Raw genomic sequence first — 17,141 nt, 5'->3', positions numbered from 1 at the left:
AAACCATGAGAAAGCAGTTTGTGAAGGCGGCAGCGTTGACGTTGTCGCTGGTCGCACTGGGGGCGTGCGGCAGCGATGGAGACACCGCCGAGTCGACCCCACCGGCCGAGGAGTCCACGTCCGAACCGGCGGCAGAGCCAGCCGCCGAAGCCGGTGGCCTCATCGCGATCATCACCCCGGCAGTGGAGAACCCGTTCTTCAAAGCCGAGGCCGATGCCGCGCAGGCCGAGGCGGAGCGACTCGGCTACGACACGTCGGTCACGTCGCACGACGACGACCCGAACAAGCAGAGCGAACTCATCGACGCTGCGATCAGCCAGCAGGCGAAGGCCATCGTGCTCGACAATGCGGGTGCCGACGCCTCGATCGGTCCGATCCAGAAGGCGGTCGATGCCGGCATCCCGGTGTTCCTCATCGACCGTGAGATCAACGCGTCGGGCATCGCCACCGCGCAGATCGTCGCCAACAACGCGCAGGGCGCGGCGCTCGTCGCCGAGGAGTTCGTCGCTGCGTTCGACGGACCGGCGACCTACATCGAGCTGACCGGCAAGGAGTCCGACACCAACGCCGGTGTTCGTTCCGAGGCATACGCCAGTGTCATCTCGCAGTTCCCCGACCTCGAACGAGTCGCGGTCGAGACGGCCAACTGGAGCCAGGACGAAGCGTTCACCAAGATGGAGACGCTGTTGCAGCGCTTCCCCGACGTCGACGGCGTGATCGCCGGCAACGACACGATGGCACTGGGTGCCGTCGCCGCCATCGAGGCCGCCGGCCTCACCGGTGAGGTCGTCGTCGCCGGGTTCGACGGAAGCCCCGACGCCGTGCAGGCGATCAAGGACGGGACGATGTTGGCCACCGGGCTCCAGCCCGCGGTGCTCATCTCCGAACTCGCCGTCCAGCAGGCCGACGAACTGATCCGCACCGGCACCACCACGCAGCCCGAGAAGCAGTCGATCGACTGCGTCCTCATCAACGCCGACAACGCCGACAGGTACACGCTGTTCGGCCTGAGCTGAACGATTCCCCAGTCCCGGTGGCCGTCCGATCTCCCCTCGTCGGACGGCCACCGAGATGGCCCTGACCCCGAGACTCGACAAAGGTATTCACATGGCAAGCACGCAACGCTTCGGCGCCGGCATCTGGCACTTCGCGACGTACGTCGATCGGTACGCGACCGACGGCTACGGCGAACCGCGCAGCGTCATCGACGCGATCGACCTCGCCGGACAGGTTCGAGACCTGTCGGTCGTCGACCTCAACTATCCGTTCTTCGGTGGCGACTTCACCAACGAACAGGTGAAGACCGCACTCGACCGCAACGGCCTCGGGGTCATCGGCATCACGCCCGAGATCTACACGCGAGTGTTCGCCAAGGGTGCGTTCACCAACCCCGACCACGGCGTTCGGCGGCTCGCGCACGACCTCGTCACCGAAGCGTGCGACGTGGTGCGCTCGTTCGGCGCCGACTACGTCAAGCTGTGGCCCGGCCAAGACGGCTGGGACTATCCCTTCCAGGTCGACTACGGCGAGCTGTGGCAGGCGAGCATGGACGGCGTCGGGCAACTCGCCGACGAGAACCCCGACCTCCGTTTCGTGGTCGAGTACAAGCCGCGTGAGCCGCGCGTGCACATGAGCTACAGCAGCGTCGCCCGCACGCTGCTCGGCATCGAGAAGATCGGGCTGCCCAACATCGGCATCCTGCTCGACTTCGGCCACGCACTGTTCGGCGGTGAAGCGCCGTCCGACTCCGCACAACTCGCCATCGACTACGGCCGCCTGTTCGGCATGGACGTCAACGACAACCTGCGCGGGTGGGACGACGACATGGTCGCCGGAACCGTCCATCCGATCGAGCTGCTCGAGTTCTTCTACACGCTGCGCAAGAACAACTGGGAAGGGGTCTGGCAGCTCGACCAGTTCCCGTTCCGTGAAGACTCCGTCGAGGCCGCCGATGCGGCGATCGACTTCCTCAAGGCGTGCGATCGGGCACTCGACAAGATGGACATGGATGCCATGCGTGAGGCGCAGGCACGCCACGATGCCATGGGCGCGCTGCGCATCGCCCAGCAGGCGCTCTTCTCGAGCTACTGATCGGCCCGCGAAAGCCGATGCCGTGAATCGTGGTCCGGGTACCGTGATGTCGATGAACAGAGTGGTCGCTTGAGCATCAGCCGCTTGCCGCGAGAACGGCTGTCGTTGCTGACCAAGGTCGCCACCATGTACCACGAGTTGGGCATGCGGCAACCGGAGATCGCCGACCGCCTGAAGATCTCGCAGTCGCGCGTCTCTCGGTTGCTCAAGGAAGCGGTGTCGCTCGGAATCGTCCGCACGGTCGTACTGCCTCCGCCCGGTGTGTTTCCCGAACTCGAACGGACGCTGTGCGAACGGTTCGGGCTGGCCGACGCCGTGGTGACCGAACCGATCTCCGACGACGAGAGCGTGCTGCTCAATGCGCTGGGCGGTGCGGCGGCGGCGTACCTCGAGACGACGATGTTGGGTGCCGAGGTCGTCGGGATCTCGTCGTGGTCGGCGACGCTGTTGGCCACGGTCGAGGCGATGCAACCAGGCACGTCATCGAAGACGAAGCAGGTCGTCCAGGTGCTCGGCGGAACGGGCAACACCGCAGCACAGTTGCGTGCGACGCGGCTCACCGAGCGGCTGGCGCACGTCACCGGCGGCGACCCCGTCTACCTCCCGGCTCCCGGCGTCGTGGCCACGTCCCAGGCCCGGGCGGCGTTGCTCGACGACACGCACATCGCCACGGTCGTCGAGCGGTGGGCCGACCTGTCGATGCTGTTGGTCGGCATCGGCAGCATGCAACCGTCGCCCCTGTTGCACGATTCGGGCAACAGCCTGTCGGTCGACGAACTCGCCTCGCTCGAAGCGCTGGGCGCCGTGGGCGACGTGTGCCTGCGCTTCTTCGACGCCAACGGCGAACCGGTGGGTTCCGACCTCGACGACCGAGTGGTCGGCATCGGCATCGACCAACTCCGCAGCGTGCCGCGCAAGGTCGGCGTCGCCGGGGGAGCGCGCAAGATCGAGTCGATCCGCGCAGCGGCGACCGGCGGATGGATCGACGTGTTGATCACCGATCGCGCCACCGCCGTCGCCCTCTCCGCCTGACCGCCGGCCTGCGCCGCCGTTCGCTCGCCGCGCCAACTCGGCTGCTCGCTGTCTCCGCTCGTTTTGGCCTGCCCGCCCGCTTGACAGCGGACCGTGGCTTAGTTACTTTACTGACCGAAGTAAGCAGCACGTCGGGAAGGGGGAGCGATGGTCGGTCAGTCGGGGTTCAAGAAGGCGCTCACGGTCAGCGTGTTCCTCGGACCGAGCCTCCTCGCGCTGCTCGCCTTCTCGATCGGCCCGATGCTCGGCACCGTGTGGGTGAGCTTCCAGGAGTGGAACCTCATCCGCGACGCCGAATTCATCGGGCTCGAGAACTACCGCGAACTCTGGGGTGACGACGACTTTCGGCGGGCACTCCTCAACACGCTCTACTACCTCGTCGGCTATCTCCCGCTCGTGATCATCGGCGGTCTCGGACTGGCGCTGCTCGTCAACAGCAAGTTCAAGGGCGTCGCCATGTTCCGGGCGATGTACTTCCTCCCGGTGGTGACCAGCTGGGTGGTCGTGGCGCTGCTGTGGAAATGGCTGCTCAACCCGAACGACGGTGTCGTCAACTGGGCGCTCGGTCTCGTCGGCATCGACGGACCGGGCTGGTGGACCGACCCCACGTGGGCCATGCCGTCGATCATCCTCGCGTCGGCGTGGAAGGACCTCGGCTTCGTGATGATCATCTTGCTGGCCGGTCTGCAATCGATCGATGAGAGCCTCTACGAAGCGGCCAAGATCGACGGTGCCGGCCCGTGGCGTCGCCTCCGCTCGATCACGGTGCCGATGCTCACGCCGTCGCTGTTCTTCGTCGTGGTCATCAGCCTCATCAACGGCTTCCAGGTCTTCGACCAGGTGTGGGTGATGACCAACGGTGGTCCGGTCGGCTCGTCGACCGTCGTGGTCGAGCAGATCGTCAAGAACACCTTCACGTTCGGGCGAGCGGGATACGCGTCGGCGATGAGCGTGGTGCTGTTCGTGATCATCTTGATCGTCACGGCGCTCCAGATGCGGATGCAGAAGCGGTGGGTCTTCTATGGCTGAACTCACCCTCGACCGGACGATCGTCACGCCGTCGACCATGCGCAAACTGCGAATCGTCGGTCGATACGTCGTCATGTCGCTCTGTGCGGCCGCCATGATCGGACCGTTCGTCTGGATGGTGTTGGCCGCGTTGAAGACCGACGCCGACATCCGCGCCGTACCGCCCACCATCCTGCCCGACCCGATCACCGGCGAGAACTTCTCTCGGGTCACCGACGCGTTCGACTTCTGGCGCTTCACGGCGAACAGCGTCGGCATCGCGATCGCCTCGACGATCCTGCAGTTGGTCACCGCCACGTCGGCCGCGTACGCGTTCGCTCGCATCGAGTTCCGCGGGCGCAACGCGCTCTTCGGGCTGTACCTCGCCACGATGATGATCCCGTTGCAGGTCGTGATCGTCCCGCTCTTCATCGAGATGCGCAATCTCGGTCTCGTCGACAGCTATGCCGGGTTGCTGCTTCCGACCATCGTGTCGAGCTTCGGCACCTTCCTGATGCGCCAGGCGTTTCTCGGACTCCCGACCGAGCTCGACGAGGCCGCCTTCATCGACGGTGCCAACCACTTCCAGGTGTTCACGAAGGTGCTGCTCCCGCTCGTCAAACCGGCGCTCGCCACGTTCGCGGTGTTCGCGTTCATGTCGACGTGGAACTCGTTCCTCTGGCCGCTCGTGATCACACAGGCCTCCGACCGACACGTGACGCTGCCCGTCGGTCTCTCGCGGCTGAACGGACGCTTCGGCACCGACTGGAACGTCGTGATGGCGGGGTCGGTCATCAGCATCGTGCCGATCGTCGCCTTCTATCTCGTCACCCAGCGCTGGGTGATCCGCAGCGTTGCCTTCACGGGGATGAAGTGACGCGTGCTCATCGGTCATCACTCGAACACACAACCAAGGGGAAACACATGACACTGTCAACATCACGCCGACGGGCCCGCACTGCGGTCGCCCTCACGGCTGGACTCGGACTGCTGGCTTCGGCCTGCGGGAGCGACTCGGCCTCCGATGCCGAGAACACCGACAGCGAGCCGGCGACGAGCGAAGCCTCCGAACCGGCCGAGGAGACATCCGACGAAGCGGTCACGATCGACTACTTCACGTTCTCGGCCGCTCCCGACCACGTCGAGGACCTCGATGCGATCATCGCCGCCTTCGAAGCGGAGAACCCGTCGATCGACATCAACGTGTCGACGGCTGCCTACGGCGACTACTTCACCAGCCTGCAGACACAACTCGCCGGAGGCACCGCGCCCGACACGTTCGAACTGAACTACGAGAACTTCGTCACCTACGCACGCAGTGGCGCCCTGCTCGACCTCGGAAGCTCCGGGATCAGCACCGACCGCTACTACCCGCTGGCCCTCGAAGGATTCCAGGACGACGGCACGCAGTACGGACTGCCCGCCACGTTCTCCGACGTCGTCCTCATCTACAACAAGACGCTCTTCGACGAGGCCGGGCTCGACTACCCGACCGCCGAGTGGACCTGGGAAGACGAGCAGGCCGCTGCCGAAGCGCTGACCGACGCCGACGCCGGTGTGTACGGCTCGTTCCAGCCGGTGAGCTTCTTCGAGTTCTACAAGGCTCTCGCACAGGCGGGCGGCCAGTTCTTCGATGCCGACGGCAACGCCACCTTCAACTCCGAGGCCGGCGTCGCCGCCGCCGAATGGTTGACGAGCAAGCCTGGCACGATCATGCCGACGCTGGCCGACATCGGGGGAACACCCGACTTCGACACCAACCTGTTCCAGAGCGGAAAGCTCGCCATGTGGCACAACGGCATCTGGCAGTTCAACGGCCTCAACGAATCCGGCGTCGACTACGACGTCGTCGTCGAGCCCGGCATGGCGCAGAAGGCCAACGCCGTGTTCATGAACGGCGTCGTCGCATCCAGCGGCACCGACCACCCCGAGGCTGCGGCCAAGTGGATCGAGTTCCTCACCTCGTCGCAGACGACGGTCGACACCCGACTCGCATCGAGCTGGGAACTGCCCGCCGTCAACGACGAAGCGGCGTTCGCCAGCTACCTCGAAGTGACGCCGCCGGCCAACCGCCAGGCCGTGCTCGACGCGCTCGACGACATCGCCCTTCCGCCGGTGATCGAACGGCAGGCCGAGATGCAGGACGTCGTGGGACAGGCACTCGAGAAGATCGTGCTCGACGGTGCCGACATCCAGGAAACGCTCGACGCAGCGGTCGCCGAAGTCGACGACCTGAGCTGAGCCGATGACAGCGATGACCTCCCCCCACTCGGCTCTGCGAGCCCTCGCTGCACGCAGTGTCGCGGTCATCGCCGAACACCAGGACGTCGGCGGGGCCTACCCGGCCTCGCCGACGTTCACGGTGTACCAGTTCTCGTGGTTCCGAGACGGCGCCTTCATCGCCGACGCGATGAGCCGGACCGGCGAACCGTCGAGCGCCGACGCCTTCTTCGACTGGTGTGCGCGGATCATCAACGAGCGACGCTCGCAGATCGAGACGTTGATCGAGCGGCATCGCGCCGGAGAGCCGGTCGGTCGAGACGACCACCTTCCCACTCGCTACACCCTCGACGGTGCGCCCACCGGAGAGGACTGGTGGGACTTCCAACTCGACGGGTACGGCACCTGGATGTTCATGGTCGTCGAACACCTCACACGGCATCAGCGCTCCGTCGAGTCGTGCTCGCCCGAGTTGCGCTCGGCGATCGACCTGTGCTCCGACTACCTGTGTGAGTTCTGGAGCGAGCCGTGTTTCGACTGGTGGGAGGAGGACGTCGACGGCGTCCACGTCTCGACCCTCGTGTCGATCGAAGCCGGGCTCCGCGCGGTCGCTGCCGGAGGACTCGTCGTCGCCGATCGGCGAGCCCGATGCCGGACCACGGCAGCGTCGATCGTGGAGCACGTCGTCGAGTTCGGCACGATCGACGGCCACCTGATCAAGACCGTGGGACGCGGCGACCGGGTCGACGCGTCACTGATCGCGGCATTCGTCCCGTTCGGCACGTTCGATCCCCGCGGAGAACTGGCCACGCGGACGTACGAGAAGATCGTCGGCGACATCGCTCCCGACGGCGTGCACCGCTACCTCGGCGACACATACTTCGGTGGCGGCCGGTGGGTCGTGCTCGCCGGGTTCGTCGGCGCCTTCGAAGCGGTGACGGGACGCACGAGCGAGGCGATCCGACGCCTGACCTGGATGTGCGACCAGCAGACCGGCGACGGATTGCTCCCCGAGCAGACGATCGACGACGTCCTCGACGACCGCTTCGTGGAGGAGTGGATTGAACGCTGGGGATTCGTCGCCACGCCGCTCTTGTGGTCTCATGCGATGTACCTGACCCTCGTCGACGAGATCGGACCCGACCTGCCATGACCGACCTGCCCGAGACGCCGTGCTCGATCGAACACCACCCGCTCGGAAGCGGTCACCCGTATCGCGTCGATCCCGATCAGCGACACCCGGTCGACCCGATCGCCGGCGAGCGCTTCGAGTTGCGGGTGGTGGCAGCACCGACCGTCACCGCCGTGTCGTGCGAACTGCGTCACGACGGCACGACCACGCGCCGGTTGATGAGCCTGGCCGAGGCCGACGAACTGTACGGCGACGCCGCGCACGGCGAGGGCCATCTCGCGGCTGCCAGTGGTGCACGCCCCGAACTCGGCGACCGACTCGTCTACCGACTCGAACTGACGGCGCCCGCCGGAGCCTTCGAGTACCGATTCGCCGACGATGCCGGGGCGACCACCGACTGGGTCGCGACCAGCGGGGCCCGATGGACGTCCGACGGCGGCCAGCTCGACGTCCATGGCACCGATCGCCACCTCGGCGACGTCGAGTGGCTGATGGCGTCGGAGGGGCCGGTGCGATGTCGGTTCTCGTTGTCGCTGCGCTCCGGCGATCACGTCGTCGGCTTCGGTGAGCGATTCGACGTCGTCGACCAGCGCGGCGAGGTGCTCGACGCTCGCGTCTTCGAGCAGTACAAGCAGCAGGGCAAGCGCACCTACCTCCCGTCGCCGTTCGCGACCGTGGTCGCCGAATCGGACGCCGATGACGGATGGGGATTTCACGTCGTCACCTCGAGGCCGACTGCGTTCGACGTCGGTGCCACTGAGGCCGATCGGCTGATCGTCGAGGTCGACGTCGACCCGACGGAGCCGATCGTTCGCCTCGACGTGTACGACGGCTCGCCCCGTGACGTGATCGCCGCGCACATCGAGGCGGTCGGGGCGCTGGTGCGCCCGCCCGACTGGATCTTCCGGCCGTGGATGTCGGGGAACGAGTGGAACACCCAGGAGCGGGTGCTGGCCGAAGTCGAACGCAGCGTCGATCTCGGGATTCCGGTGGGGGCCATCGTGATCGAGGCGTGGAGCGACGAAGCGACGTTCACCGCGTTCAACGACGCCGAGTACGACATCGTTTCCGATGGTGCCCCACGACGTCTCGACGACTTCACGTTCCCTTCCGATGGTCGCTGGCCCGATCCGAAGGCGATGGTCGACCGACTCCACGAACTCGGTGTGAAGGTCCTGCTCTGGCAGATCCCGATCTGTCCGATCGACCGTGACCGCGACGTGTCGCCCACCGCGGCTGCTCAGGTCAAGGCCGACGCGGCGACGATGATCGAGCGGGGCTACTGCGTGCGCGAAGCCGACGGAACGCCGTATCACAACCGCGGCTGGTGGTTCCCCGGTGGGCTGCTGCCCGACTGGACCAACGACGACGCCAGGGCCTGGTGGCTCGCGAAGCGTCGGTACCTGCTCGACGACCTCGGCATCGACGGATTCAAGACCGACGGTGGCGAGCACGCGTGGGGGAGCGAACTGCGCTACGCCGACGGCACCCGCGGTGATGTGAGCAACAACCGGTTCCCCAATCACTACGCCGCTGCGTATCAAGCGTTGCTGACCGACTGCGGGGTCGACGGCGTGACGTTCAGCCGAGCAGGGTTCACCGGCGCAGGCTCCGTGCCGTGCCACTGGGCGGGCGACGAGGACTCGACCTGGGAAGCGTTTCGTGCGTCGATCGTCGCCGGACTCACGGCCGGAGCAAGTGGTGTGCCGTTCTGGGGATGGGACATCGCCGGGTTCTCGGGCGAGATCCCGTCCGTCGAACTCTTCGTCCGAGCCACGGCGATGGCGGCCTTCTGCCCGATCATGCAGTACCACTCGGAGTACAACCACGGCCGTTCGCCGTCGAACGATCGGACGCCGTGGAACCTCGCCGAACGCCACGGTGACGAGCGGGCGATCACGATCTATCGAGGGTTCGCACGGCTGCGCGAGCGCCTGCTGCCGTACCTGTCGACCGAAGCCGACAAAACGGTGGCCACCGGCGTGCCACTGATGCGACCGATGTACTTCGATCATCTCGGCGCCGAGATCTGGAACCATCCGACGCAGTACCTGCTGGGCGACGACCTGCTCGTCGCTCCGGTCTGCTGGGAGGGCAGCGAGACGCTCGACGTCCACCTGCCCGCGGGTGAGTGGATCGACGTCTGGTCGGGCGCTGTGGTGACCGGCGACCGGTCGATCGCCGTGGAGACCCCCTGGTCTCGGATCCCGGTCTTCTGCGCAGCGCGCAACGCCGACCTCGCGAGTCGATTCAGCGGCACTGATAGTTTGTTCAGTGATTGAAGTCGTGGGAGCGCTATGCAGAGTGTGAAGGCGGGCAGCAAGCATCTGATCCGTGAGATCAACGAGGCGATCGTTCTCGATGCGGTTCGCACACACGGTTTCCGATCACGTTCCGAGATCGCCGCCGACACGGGGCTGAGCGCACCGACGGTGTCGGGCATCACCGCCGACCTCATCGAGCGAGACTTCCTGTACGAGCACTCGACCGGCCAGTCGGCGGGTGGGCGCCGCCCCGTGATGCTCGCGCTCAACGCGTCGGCGGGCTACGTCATCGGTGTCAAGGTCACCGAGAACGCCGTCATCGCGGTGTTGACCGACCTCGCCGCCACCGTCATCCACCGCCGCCACCGCAAACTGCAGGGGACCTCACTCGATCAGGTGGTCGCGTTGATCGCCAAGGTCACCGCCGACCTGCGAAGCCGTGTGGAAGGCGAGCGTGTCTACGGCCTCGGCGTCGGCACCGCCGGTGTGGTCGACAGCGCCAACGGCATCGTGCATCACGGCACGTACGCGCACTGGCGCGACGCTCCGTTCGGCGACATGCTGTACCAGCGAACGGGTCTCCCGACGATCATCGAGAACGACGTCAACGCGCTCGCCGTCAACGAGCACTGGTTCGGTATCGGGAAAGACATCCCGAACCTGCTCGTCGTCAGTCTCGGCCGAGGCATCGGTCTGGGGCTGATACTCGACGGTCGTCTCTATCGCGGTGCGTTCGGCGGCGCCGGCGAGTTCGGACATGTCAAGGTCCACGGCGATGCCACACCATGCGCCTGTGGGGCCGAGGGCTGTCTCGAAGCGCTGGTCGCCGACCCGGCCATCGAGCGAGCTGTGTCGGCGATCGCCGGGCGACCCACCACCACGGAGGAAGCCGCCGATCTCGCGCGCGGCGGTGACGACGCGATGCGACGCGTCTTCACCGATGCGGCTGCTCATCTCGGCCGTGCCATCGCCAACCTCGTCAACACCCTCAATCCGCAACTGATCGTCTTGTCGGGCGAGGGATCGCATGCGTCCGACCTCATGCTCGACACGCTTCACGAGTCGCTTCGCCACCACGTGTTCAGCGGTCTGAGCGATGGCCTCGAGGTCGTGGTCGAGCCGTGGGACGACGAGGCATGGGCGCAGGGTGCGGCGAGCCTCGTGCTCGCCGAGATGTTCCAACCGGCACTCCGGCCGGGCACCGACGTCGAACGTCCGAGCCTTTCGGCGTCGGCGGTCGGCTGACCGGCCCTTCCGCCCAGGGAGGGGCTCAGCCGGCGCTTGCGGGCGGTGTGGCGAGCGGGAGTCGGACGGTGAACGTGCTGCCCTGCCCGGGTTCGCTCACGACGTCGATGGAGCCGCCGATCGACTCGGCGATGCCGGCGACGATCGGGAGCCCGAGCCCGAAACTGTCGGAACTCGACGACCGGGTGGTGTCGGCGCGATAGAAGCGATCGAAGATCTTGTCGACCACCTCGGGCGCCATGCCCGGACCGTCGTCGCTCACGGTGATCACGACCACGTCGGTCCGATCGTCGTCAGCGGCCACATCGACCGTGACGGCGGCGCCGGGGGCGTGGCGCGCGGCGTTGCCGAGCAGGTTCGCCATCAGCTGCTGGATCGCGTCGGGGTCGGCGAGCACCTCGAGACGGTCACCGCCGGGGCCGTCGTCCGGGCCGGCCAACACCATGTCGGGATCGGCTGCGTGGTGGTCGGCGACGGCGGTGGACACCGCGGTGCGGACGTCGACTCGCTGCAGCTCGGGGCCTTCGTCGTGGTCGAGTCGGGTGAGGGTGAGGAGCGCCTGGACGAGACGACCCATCCTGCCCGCCTCGCTGTTGATCCGGGTCATCTGCTTGGTGACCGACTCGTCGTCGGTCGCGGCACCACTCAGGTAGAGCTCGGAGTAGCCGGCGATCGTGGTGATCGGCGTACGCAGTTCGTGCGACGCGTCGGCGGCGAACTGCTTGACGCGCTGCTCCGCAGCCTGGCGTTCTTCCAACGACACCTGCAGGCGGTCGAGCATCGTGTTGAGCGATCGCGTCAGGCGGGTGATCTCGACGTTCGACGTCGTGCGCTCCGCACGCCGGTCCATGTCGCCGGCAGCGATGCCTTCGGCGGTGTCGACCAGATCGTTGTAGGGCCGAAGGGTCGCGCGCAGCAACATCCAGAAGATCGCGCCGAGCACGGCCATCATCGCGAACAGTGTGATGAGGAGCGTGCGCGCCAATGCGCGCAGCGTCGTGCGCACGTCGTCGAGCGGTGCACCGAGCGCCAGGTACCGCCCGTCGTCGAGCTGTCCGACGGTCACACGAAAGTCGGGGCCGCCGTCGGTGCCGTCGACGGTGAAGGTCTGCCCGACGCGATCGATGATCCGGCTCGACGGGAGGTCGGGCCGCGGCAGCGGGTCGCGCACCGGCCCCGCCAGGCTCTCGAACTCGACCTGCCCGAGGTCGTCGATGATGATGGTCGTGAGCGCGTTCTGTGTGATGACGATCTCGTCGAGGAACTCGCGACTGAACGAGTCGTAGAACTGGAGGGCCAGGTCGAGCTCGCTGTGGAGGTCGTCGTCGATGCCGTCGATCAGTTGGTCGCGGGTGCCGGTGATCGTGACGATCGACCCGATCACGAACACGATCGCGAGCGCTCCGAAAATGAGCGCGAGAGCACGCCGACGAGTCATGGTCAGCCGTCGATGCGAATCGTGTAGCCGACGCCGCGAACGGTCTGGATGAGCTTCGGCTCGACGTGATCGACCTTCTTGCGGAGGTAGCTGATGTAGGTCTCGACCGAGCTGGCGTCGCCGCCGAAGTCGTACTGCCACACGTGATCGAGGATCTGCGTCTTCGAGAGCACACGCTCGGCGTTCATGAGGAGGTAGCGGAGGAGCTTCCACTCCGTGGGGGAGAGCTCGATCGGTTCACCCGATCGGGTCGCTCGGTGCGCGTCGTCGTCCATGACGAGGTCGGCGTACGAGTGGGTCGTGGCCGTCGCATCGGCTCCGCCGGTCCGGCGCAACACGGCGTTGATGCGAGCGACCACCTCTTCGAGGCTGAACGGCTTGGTGATGTAGTCGTCGCCGCCCTTGGTGAACCCCGAGAGCATGTCGTCTTTCGTGTCGCGCGCGGTGAGGAAGATGACCGGACGCAGGTCGCCGTCGGCGCGCATGCGGCGACACACTTCGAACCCGTCGATGTCGGGCATCATCACGTCCATCAGCACGAGGTCGGGGTCGAACGAGGCGACGCTCGTCAGCGCGTCGAAGCCGGCGCCGGCGGTTTCGACCTCGAATCCCTGGAACCGCAGCGACGTCGACAGCAGGTCGGTGATGTACTCCTCGTCGTCGACGACGAGCACGCGGCGCTTCGGGTCGGAGGTCTCCGGCATGGGTGCATCCAATCACACGAAGCTGAGAGTTTGCTGAGAACGATGCCGGACACGGGCGTCGGGCGATTCTTGGCTGATTCCGGGCTGCTTCTCAGCAAACGTTGAGGTTGAGACGGCTGACTGGAGTCTGCCCGTGCCGCCGCCCGGGCGTCACCCCACTCGCTCGCCCCCCCGAGCATCCCCGAGGAGTCCACTGATGTCCACCTTCTTCTACAAGCTCGGACGGTTCGCCGTCCGGCATCGCCGAGCGATGCTCGCTACGTGGGTCGGTCTGTTCCTGGCGATCGCCGTCGCGTCGCAGGTCGCCAACACCGAGACCAGCGATGCGTTCACGATCCCCGGTACCGAGTCGCAGGACGCGTTCGATCTCCTCGACGATCGGTTCCCCGCACAGTCGGGCACGTCGGCACAGATCGTGTTCGCCACCGACGACGGATCGCCGCTCATCGACTCGGCCGACGCGGTCAACGCGACGCTCGCCGAGGTCGCCGAACTCGATGGCGTGATCATGGTGTCGAACCCGTTCGACACCGGCACGATCAGCCAGACCGGCGACAATCCGGGCTCGATCGGCTACGCCGACGTCCGCTACGGCCTCGAGACCGCTGACGTCGGCATCGAGGGCAAGGAACTGCTCGAAGAGACCGGCGCCATCGCTCAGGCCTCCGGTGTGCAGGTCGAGTTCGGCGGCGAGGTCATCACGGGCAACCCCGAACAGCACCCGCCGACGTCCGAACTGATCGGCATGGGCGTGGCAGTCGTGGTCTTGCTCTTCGCCTTCGGCTCCGTGATCGCCATGGGCCTTCCCCTGTTCACCGCGGTGCTGGGGCTCGCCATCGGCTTGTCGAGCATCACGCTCGCCTCTGCGTTCATCGACCTCTCGTCGACCGCTCCGACGCTCGCGACGATGATCGGGCTCGCCGTGGGTATCGACTACGCGCTGTTCATCGTCACCCGCCACCGGTCGAACCTGGCCGAGGGCATGGACGTCGAAGAGTCCGTGGCTCGAGCCAACGCGACCGCCGGCTCGGCCGTCGTGTTCGCCGGTGGCACCGTGGTCATCGCCATCTCGGGCCTCGCCCTCGTCGGTATCCCGTTCCTCACCGCCATGGGACTGGCGACGGCCTTCACCGTGCTCATCGCCGTGCTGATCGCGGTCACCCTGTTGCCGGCGTTGCTCGGCATGATCGGCACCAACATCGACCGTTGGAAGGCTCCGTTCACCAAGACCCGGACCAGCGAGGTCGACAAGGAGACGATGGGTCACAAGTGGGCCGTCGCCGTCACCAAGCGCCCGGTCGTGGCGCTCGTCGGTGGACTGGCGCTCATGGGCGCTCTCGCCATTCCGATGCTCGACATGCGTCTCGGCATGACCGACGCGGGTACCGCACCGATCGAGAACACCGAGCGGCGTGCCTACGACCTGCTCGGTGAAGGCTTCGGCGACGGTTTCAACGGCCCGCTCACCGTCGTGGTCGACGCCGCCGGGTCGGACGATCCGGCGAGCGTCGTCGCCCAGTACAGCGAGGCGATCGCCGCCGATCCCGGCATCGTCGCGGTCACCCCGGCCAACTTCAACGAAGCCGGCGACACCGCCGTGCTGTCGGCGATCCCGACGTCCGGACCGGCCGAGGCCGCCACCGACGATCTCGTCCACCACCTGCGGTCCGACGTGTTCCCGACCATCGAGGACGCGACCGACACGAGCATCTCGCTCACCGGCGTCACCGCATCGAACATCGACGTCAGCGAGAAGCTGATGAGCGCACTGCCCGTGTTCATGGTCGTCGTGCTCGGCCTCACGTTCCTGTTGCTCATGGTGGCCTTCCGCTCGATCCTGGTGCCGCTCAAGGCGTCGCTGGCGATCCTGCTCAGCATCGTGTCGAGCTTCGGCGTGGTCGTCGCCGTGTTCCAGTGGGGTTGGCTCAAGGACGTGATCGGCCTCGAGACCACCGTGCCGATCATCAGCTTCATGCCGATCTTCCTCTTCGCGATCCTCTTCGGTCTGTCGATGGACTACGAGGTCTTCATCATGAGCCGCATCAAGGAGGAGTACTCGAAGTCGCTGCAACGGGGCGACGGCGAGCCGGTCGAGAGCGTCGTCTCCGGGCTGACGAGTTCAGCCCGAGTCATCACCGCTGCGGCGATGATCATGATCAGCGTGTTCGCTGCCTTCGTCCTGGGCGACGACCCGATCATCAAGATGTTCGGTGTCGGGCTCTCGGTGGCGGTGTTCCTCGATGCCACCGTGGTGCGCATGATCATCGTCCCGGCGGCGATGACGCTGCTCGACAAGGCCGCCTGGTGGTTCCCGAAGGCGCTCGCTCGGATCATCCCGAACGTCGACATCGAAGGCGAACAGCTCATGGCGGTGCTCGAAGCGCAGGACCACGCCCGCGACGATGGCGACATCGCCGACGAGCCCGACGCCGAGCAGGAGCTCGTCTCCGTCTGAACCTCGCCCGCTCGGCGGGCACCGCATCGGCGAACGGCCCGCGATCACCTCGGTGGTCGCGGGCCGTTCCGCGTCATTGGACGAGTTTGAGCAGGCGTTCCTTGAGGCCGGAGTACGGCGGGTACATCACCTTGAGGTCGGGCTTGGTGCGCTTGTCGAACACCGACTTGAGGTGACTGAACGTCTCGAAGCCGGCGATGCCGTGATAGGCGCCCATGCCGCTCGGGCCGACGCCGCCGAACGGCAGCTCGGGGGGTCCGATGTGGAGCAGCGTGCTGTTGACGCTGACGCCGCCCGACGAGGTGCGAGCGACCGTTCGCTCGGCCGTCGCCTCGTCGTCGGTGAAGACGTAGAGCGCGAGCGGCTTCTCTCGATCGTTGACGAAGTCGATCGCTTCGTCGATCGTGTCGACGGCGATCACGGGCAGTACCGGTCCGAAGATCTCCTCGCTCATGATGTCGGAGTTCACGTCGGGGTCGACGAGCACGGTCGGGGCGATGAATCGCTCGGACGCGTCGGTGGTTCCACCGAACGCGACGATGCCGCTGCCGTCGCCGTCGATCAAGCCGGCGATGCGCTGGAAGTGGCCGTCGCTGACGATGCGCCCGTAGTCGTCGCTGGCGCGTGGGTCGTCGCCGTAGAAGTCGGTCACCGATGCCTCGATCGCCGCAACGAGACGGTCGCGCAGCGGGCGGGCCACGAGCACGTAGTCGGGGGCGATGCAGGTCTGACCGGAGTTGACGAACTTGCCCCACGCGATGCGGCGGGCGGTGACCTCCACATCGGCATCGGCGGCGACGATGGCGGGACTCTTGCCACCGAGTTCGAGGGTGACCGGGGTGAGGTGCTCGGCCGCGGCCCGCATCACGATCTTGCCGACGCGGGTTCCGCCGGTGAAGAAGATGTGGTCGAAGCGTTCTTCGAGCAGCGCACTCGACTCGTCGGCGGCGCCCTCCACGACGGTGATGGTCGACGTGTCGAGGTACTTCGCGCACAGTTCGGTCAGAACGGCGGACGTCGCGGGTGCCAGCTCCGAGGGCTTGGCGACGATGGCGTTGCCGGCAGCGATGGCGGCAGCCATCGGCGAGAGCAGCAGCTGCAGCGGGTAGTTCCACGGGGCGATGATCAACACGACGCCCTTCGGTTCGGGCACGATGCGCGCGCTGGCGGGCTGGAACGCCAGCGGCACCTTCACCTTGCGCGGTTTGGCCCACTTCTCGAGATGCTTCTTCTGGTGCTCGATGTCGGACAGGGTGAATCCGATCTCGGTCACCCATGCCTCGGTCGCCGGCTTGTGGAGGTCGTGGGCGAGGGCTTCGATGAAGCGGTCGGAGTTGTCGCGCAGCATGTCGGCCATCGCCGAGAGCTGTTCTTGTCGCCAGGTCATCGAGCGGGTGAGGCCGCGTTCGAACCCGTAGCGAGCATGTCGGACGATGGCCGATGCGTCGAACGGGCGTGTGCCCGATGCCGCCGTGCCGTCGGTGGTCGTCGAGTTGGAAGCGTTCATGTGCTGATCCCTGTTGTTCGTCGAGCGCGAACGTGCCGTTGCGCG

13 protein-coding genes are annotated in these 17,141 nt (G+C 66.5%); 10 read left to right on the top strand and 3 right to left on the bottom strand.

What is annotated here, in order from left to right:
• Window positions 1-5 precede the first annotated feature (5 nt).
• The 9 genes from YM304_RS15910 (at window position 6) to YM304_RS15870 (ending at window position 10,992) form a co-directional block, all read left to right on the top strand.
• Window positions 6-1,016, top strand: a complete 1,011-nt coding sequence (locus tag YM304_RS15910) for a D-ribose ABC transporter substrate-binding protein (RefSeq protein WP_051071462.1) — start codon at window positions 6-8, stop codon at window positions 1,014-1,016.
• A 91-nt stretch (window positions 1,017-1,107) separates the two neighbouring features.
• Complete coding sequence (locus YM304_RS15905) at window positions 1,108-2,091, top strand: sugar phosphate isomerase/epimerase family protein (RefSeq protein WP_015442731.1); 984 nt, start codon at window positions 1,108-1,110, stop codon at window positions 2,089-2,091.
• 69 nt (window positions 2,092-2,160) lie between these two features.
• Complete coding sequence (locus YM304_RS15900; protein ID WP_197536893.1) at window positions 2,161-3,123, top strand: sugar-binding transcriptional regulator; 963 nt, start codon at window positions 2,161-2,163, stop codon at window positions 3,121-3,123.
• 147 nt (window positions 3,124-3,270) lie between these two features.
• Complete coding sequence (locus YM304_RS15895) at window positions 3,271-4,152, top strand: carbohydrate ABC transporter permease (RefSeq protein ID WP_015442729.1); 882 nt, start codon at window positions 3,271-3,273, stop codon at window positions 4,150-4,152.
• Between the two features lie 37 nt (window positions 4,153-4,189).
• Complete coding sequence (locus YM304_RS15890; protein WP_041300223.1) at window positions 4,190-5,008, top strand: carbohydrate ABC transporter permease; 819 nt, start codon at window positions 4,190-4,192, stop codon at window positions 5,006-5,008.
• 47 nt (window positions 5,009-5,055) lie between these two features.
• On the top strand, window positions 5,056-6,372 hold the full coding sequence (locus tag YM304_RS15885; protein ID WP_015442727.1) for an ABC transporter substrate-binding protein: 1,317 nt from the start codon (window positions 5,056-5,058) through the stop codon (window positions 6,370-6,372).
• A gap of 13 nt (window positions 6,373-6,385) precedes the next feature.
• A complete protein-coding gene (locus tag YM304_RS15880; protein ID WP_015442726.1) occupies window positions 6,386-7,504 on the top strand; it encodes a glycoside hydrolase family 15 protein in 1,119 nt (372 codons plus the stop codon).
• Window positions 7,501-9,765, top strand: a complete 2,265-nt coding sequence (locus YM304_RS15875) for a glycoside hydrolase family 31 protein (protein ID WP_015442725.1) — start codon at window positions 7,501-7,503, stop codon at window positions 9,763-9,765. The genes YM304_RS15880 and YM304_RS15875 overlap by 4 nt, the downstream gene beginning before the upstream one ends.
• 15 nt (window positions 9,766-9,780) lie before the next feature.
• On the top strand, window positions 9,781-10,992 hold the full coding sequence (locus YM304_RS15870) for an ROK family protein (RefSeq protein WP_015442724.1): 1,212 nt from the start codon (window positions 9,781-9,783) through the stop codon (window positions 10,990-10,992).
• A gap of 25 nt (window positions 10,993-11,017) precedes the next feature.
• Here the strand turns inward: YM304_RS15870 and YM304_RS15865 are convergent, their stop codons facing one another.
• Complete coding sequence (locus tag YM304_RS15865) at window positions 11,018-12,430, bottom strand: sensor histidine kinase (protein ID WP_015442723.1); 1,413 nt, start codon at window positions 12,428-12,430, stop codon at window positions 11,018-11,020.
• Between the two features lie 2 nt (window positions 12,431-12,432).
• On the bottom strand, window positions 12,433-13,134 hold the full coding sequence (locus tag YM304_RS15860; RefSeq protein WP_015442722.1) for a response regulator transcription factor: 702 nt from the start codon (window positions 13,132-13,134) through the stop codon (window positions 12,433-12,435).
• A gap of 196 nt (window positions 13,135-13,330) precedes the next feature.
• Here YM304_RS15860 and YM304_RS15855 point away from each other — a divergent pair, with 196 nt between their 5' ends.
• Window positions 13,331-15,589 (top strand): MMPL family transporter, encoded by a 2,259-nt coding sequence (locus YM304_RS15855; protein ID WP_015442721.1) that lies wholly within the window; start codon window positions 13,331-13,333, stop codon window positions 15,587-15,589.
• Window positions 15,590-15,662: 73 nt separating this feature from the next.
• Here the strand turns inward: YM304_RS15855 and YM304_RS15850 are convergent, their stop codons facing one another.
• Window positions 15,663-17,096: an aldehyde dehydrogenase family protein gene (locus YM304_RS15850; protein WP_015442720.1), complete on the bottom strand. Its 1,434-nt coding sequence runs from the start codon at window positions 17,094-17,096 to the stop codon at window positions 15,663-15,665.
• Window positions 17,097-17,141: the final 45 nt, after the last annotated feature.

This window comes from Ilumatobacter coccineus YM16-304 (assembly GCF_000348785.1).
GTDB lineage: Bacteria > Actinomycetota > Acidimicrobiia > Acidimicrobiales > Ilumatobacteraceae > Ilumatobacter_A > Ilumatobacter_A coccineus.
This window is presented reverse-complemented; position numbering and strand designations above follow the sequence as displayed.

Coding starts and splice junctions, on each gene's coding strand:
- YM304_RS15910 (WP_051071462.1), top strand. CDS start 6: ATGAGAAAGCAGTTTGTGAAGGCGGCAGCGTTGACGTTGTCGCTGGTC.
- YM304_RS15850 (WP_015442720.1), bottom strand. CDS start 17,096: ATGAACGCTTCCAACTCGACGACCACCGACGGCACGGCGGCATCGGGC.
- YM304_RS15870 (WP_015442724.1), top strand. CDS start 9,781: ATGCAGAGTGTGAAGGCGGGCAGCAAGCATCTGATCCGTGAGATCAAC.
- YM304_RS15860 (WP_015442722.1), bottom strand. CDS start 13,134: ATGCCGGAGACCTCCGACCCGAAGCGCCGCGTGCTCGTCGTCGACGAC.
- YM304_RS15875 (WP_015442725.1), top strand. CDS start 7,501: ATGACCGACCTGCCCGAGACGCCGTGCTCGATCGAACACCACCCGCTC.
- YM304_RS15905 (WP_015442731.1), top strand. CDS start 1,108: ATGGCAAGCACGCAACGCTTCGGCGCCGGCATCTGGCACTTCGCGACG.
- YM304_RS15885 (WP_015442727.1), top strand. CDS start 5,056: ATGACACTGTCAACATCACGCCGACGGGCCCGCACTGCGGTCGCCCTC.
- YM304_RS15895 (WP_015442729.1), top strand. CDS start 3,271: ATGGTCGGTCAGTCGGGGTTCAAGAAGGCGCTCACGGTCAGCGTGTTC.
- YM304_RS15880 (WP_015442726.1), top strand. CDS start 6,386: ATGACCTCCCCCCACTCGGCTCTGCGAGCCCTCGCTGCACGCAGTGTC.
- YM304_RS15890 (WP_041300223.1), top strand. CDS start 4,190: ATGCGCAAACTGCGAATCGTCGGTCGATACGTCGTCATGTCGCTCTGT.
- YM304_RS15865 (WP_015442723.1), bottom strand. CDS start 12,430: ATGACTCGTCGGCGTGCTCTCGCGCTCATTTTCGGAGCGCTCGCGATC.
- YM304_RS15855 (WP_015442721.1), top strand. CDS start 13,331: ATGTCCACCTTCTTCTACAAGCTCGGACGGTTCGCCGTCCGGCATCGC.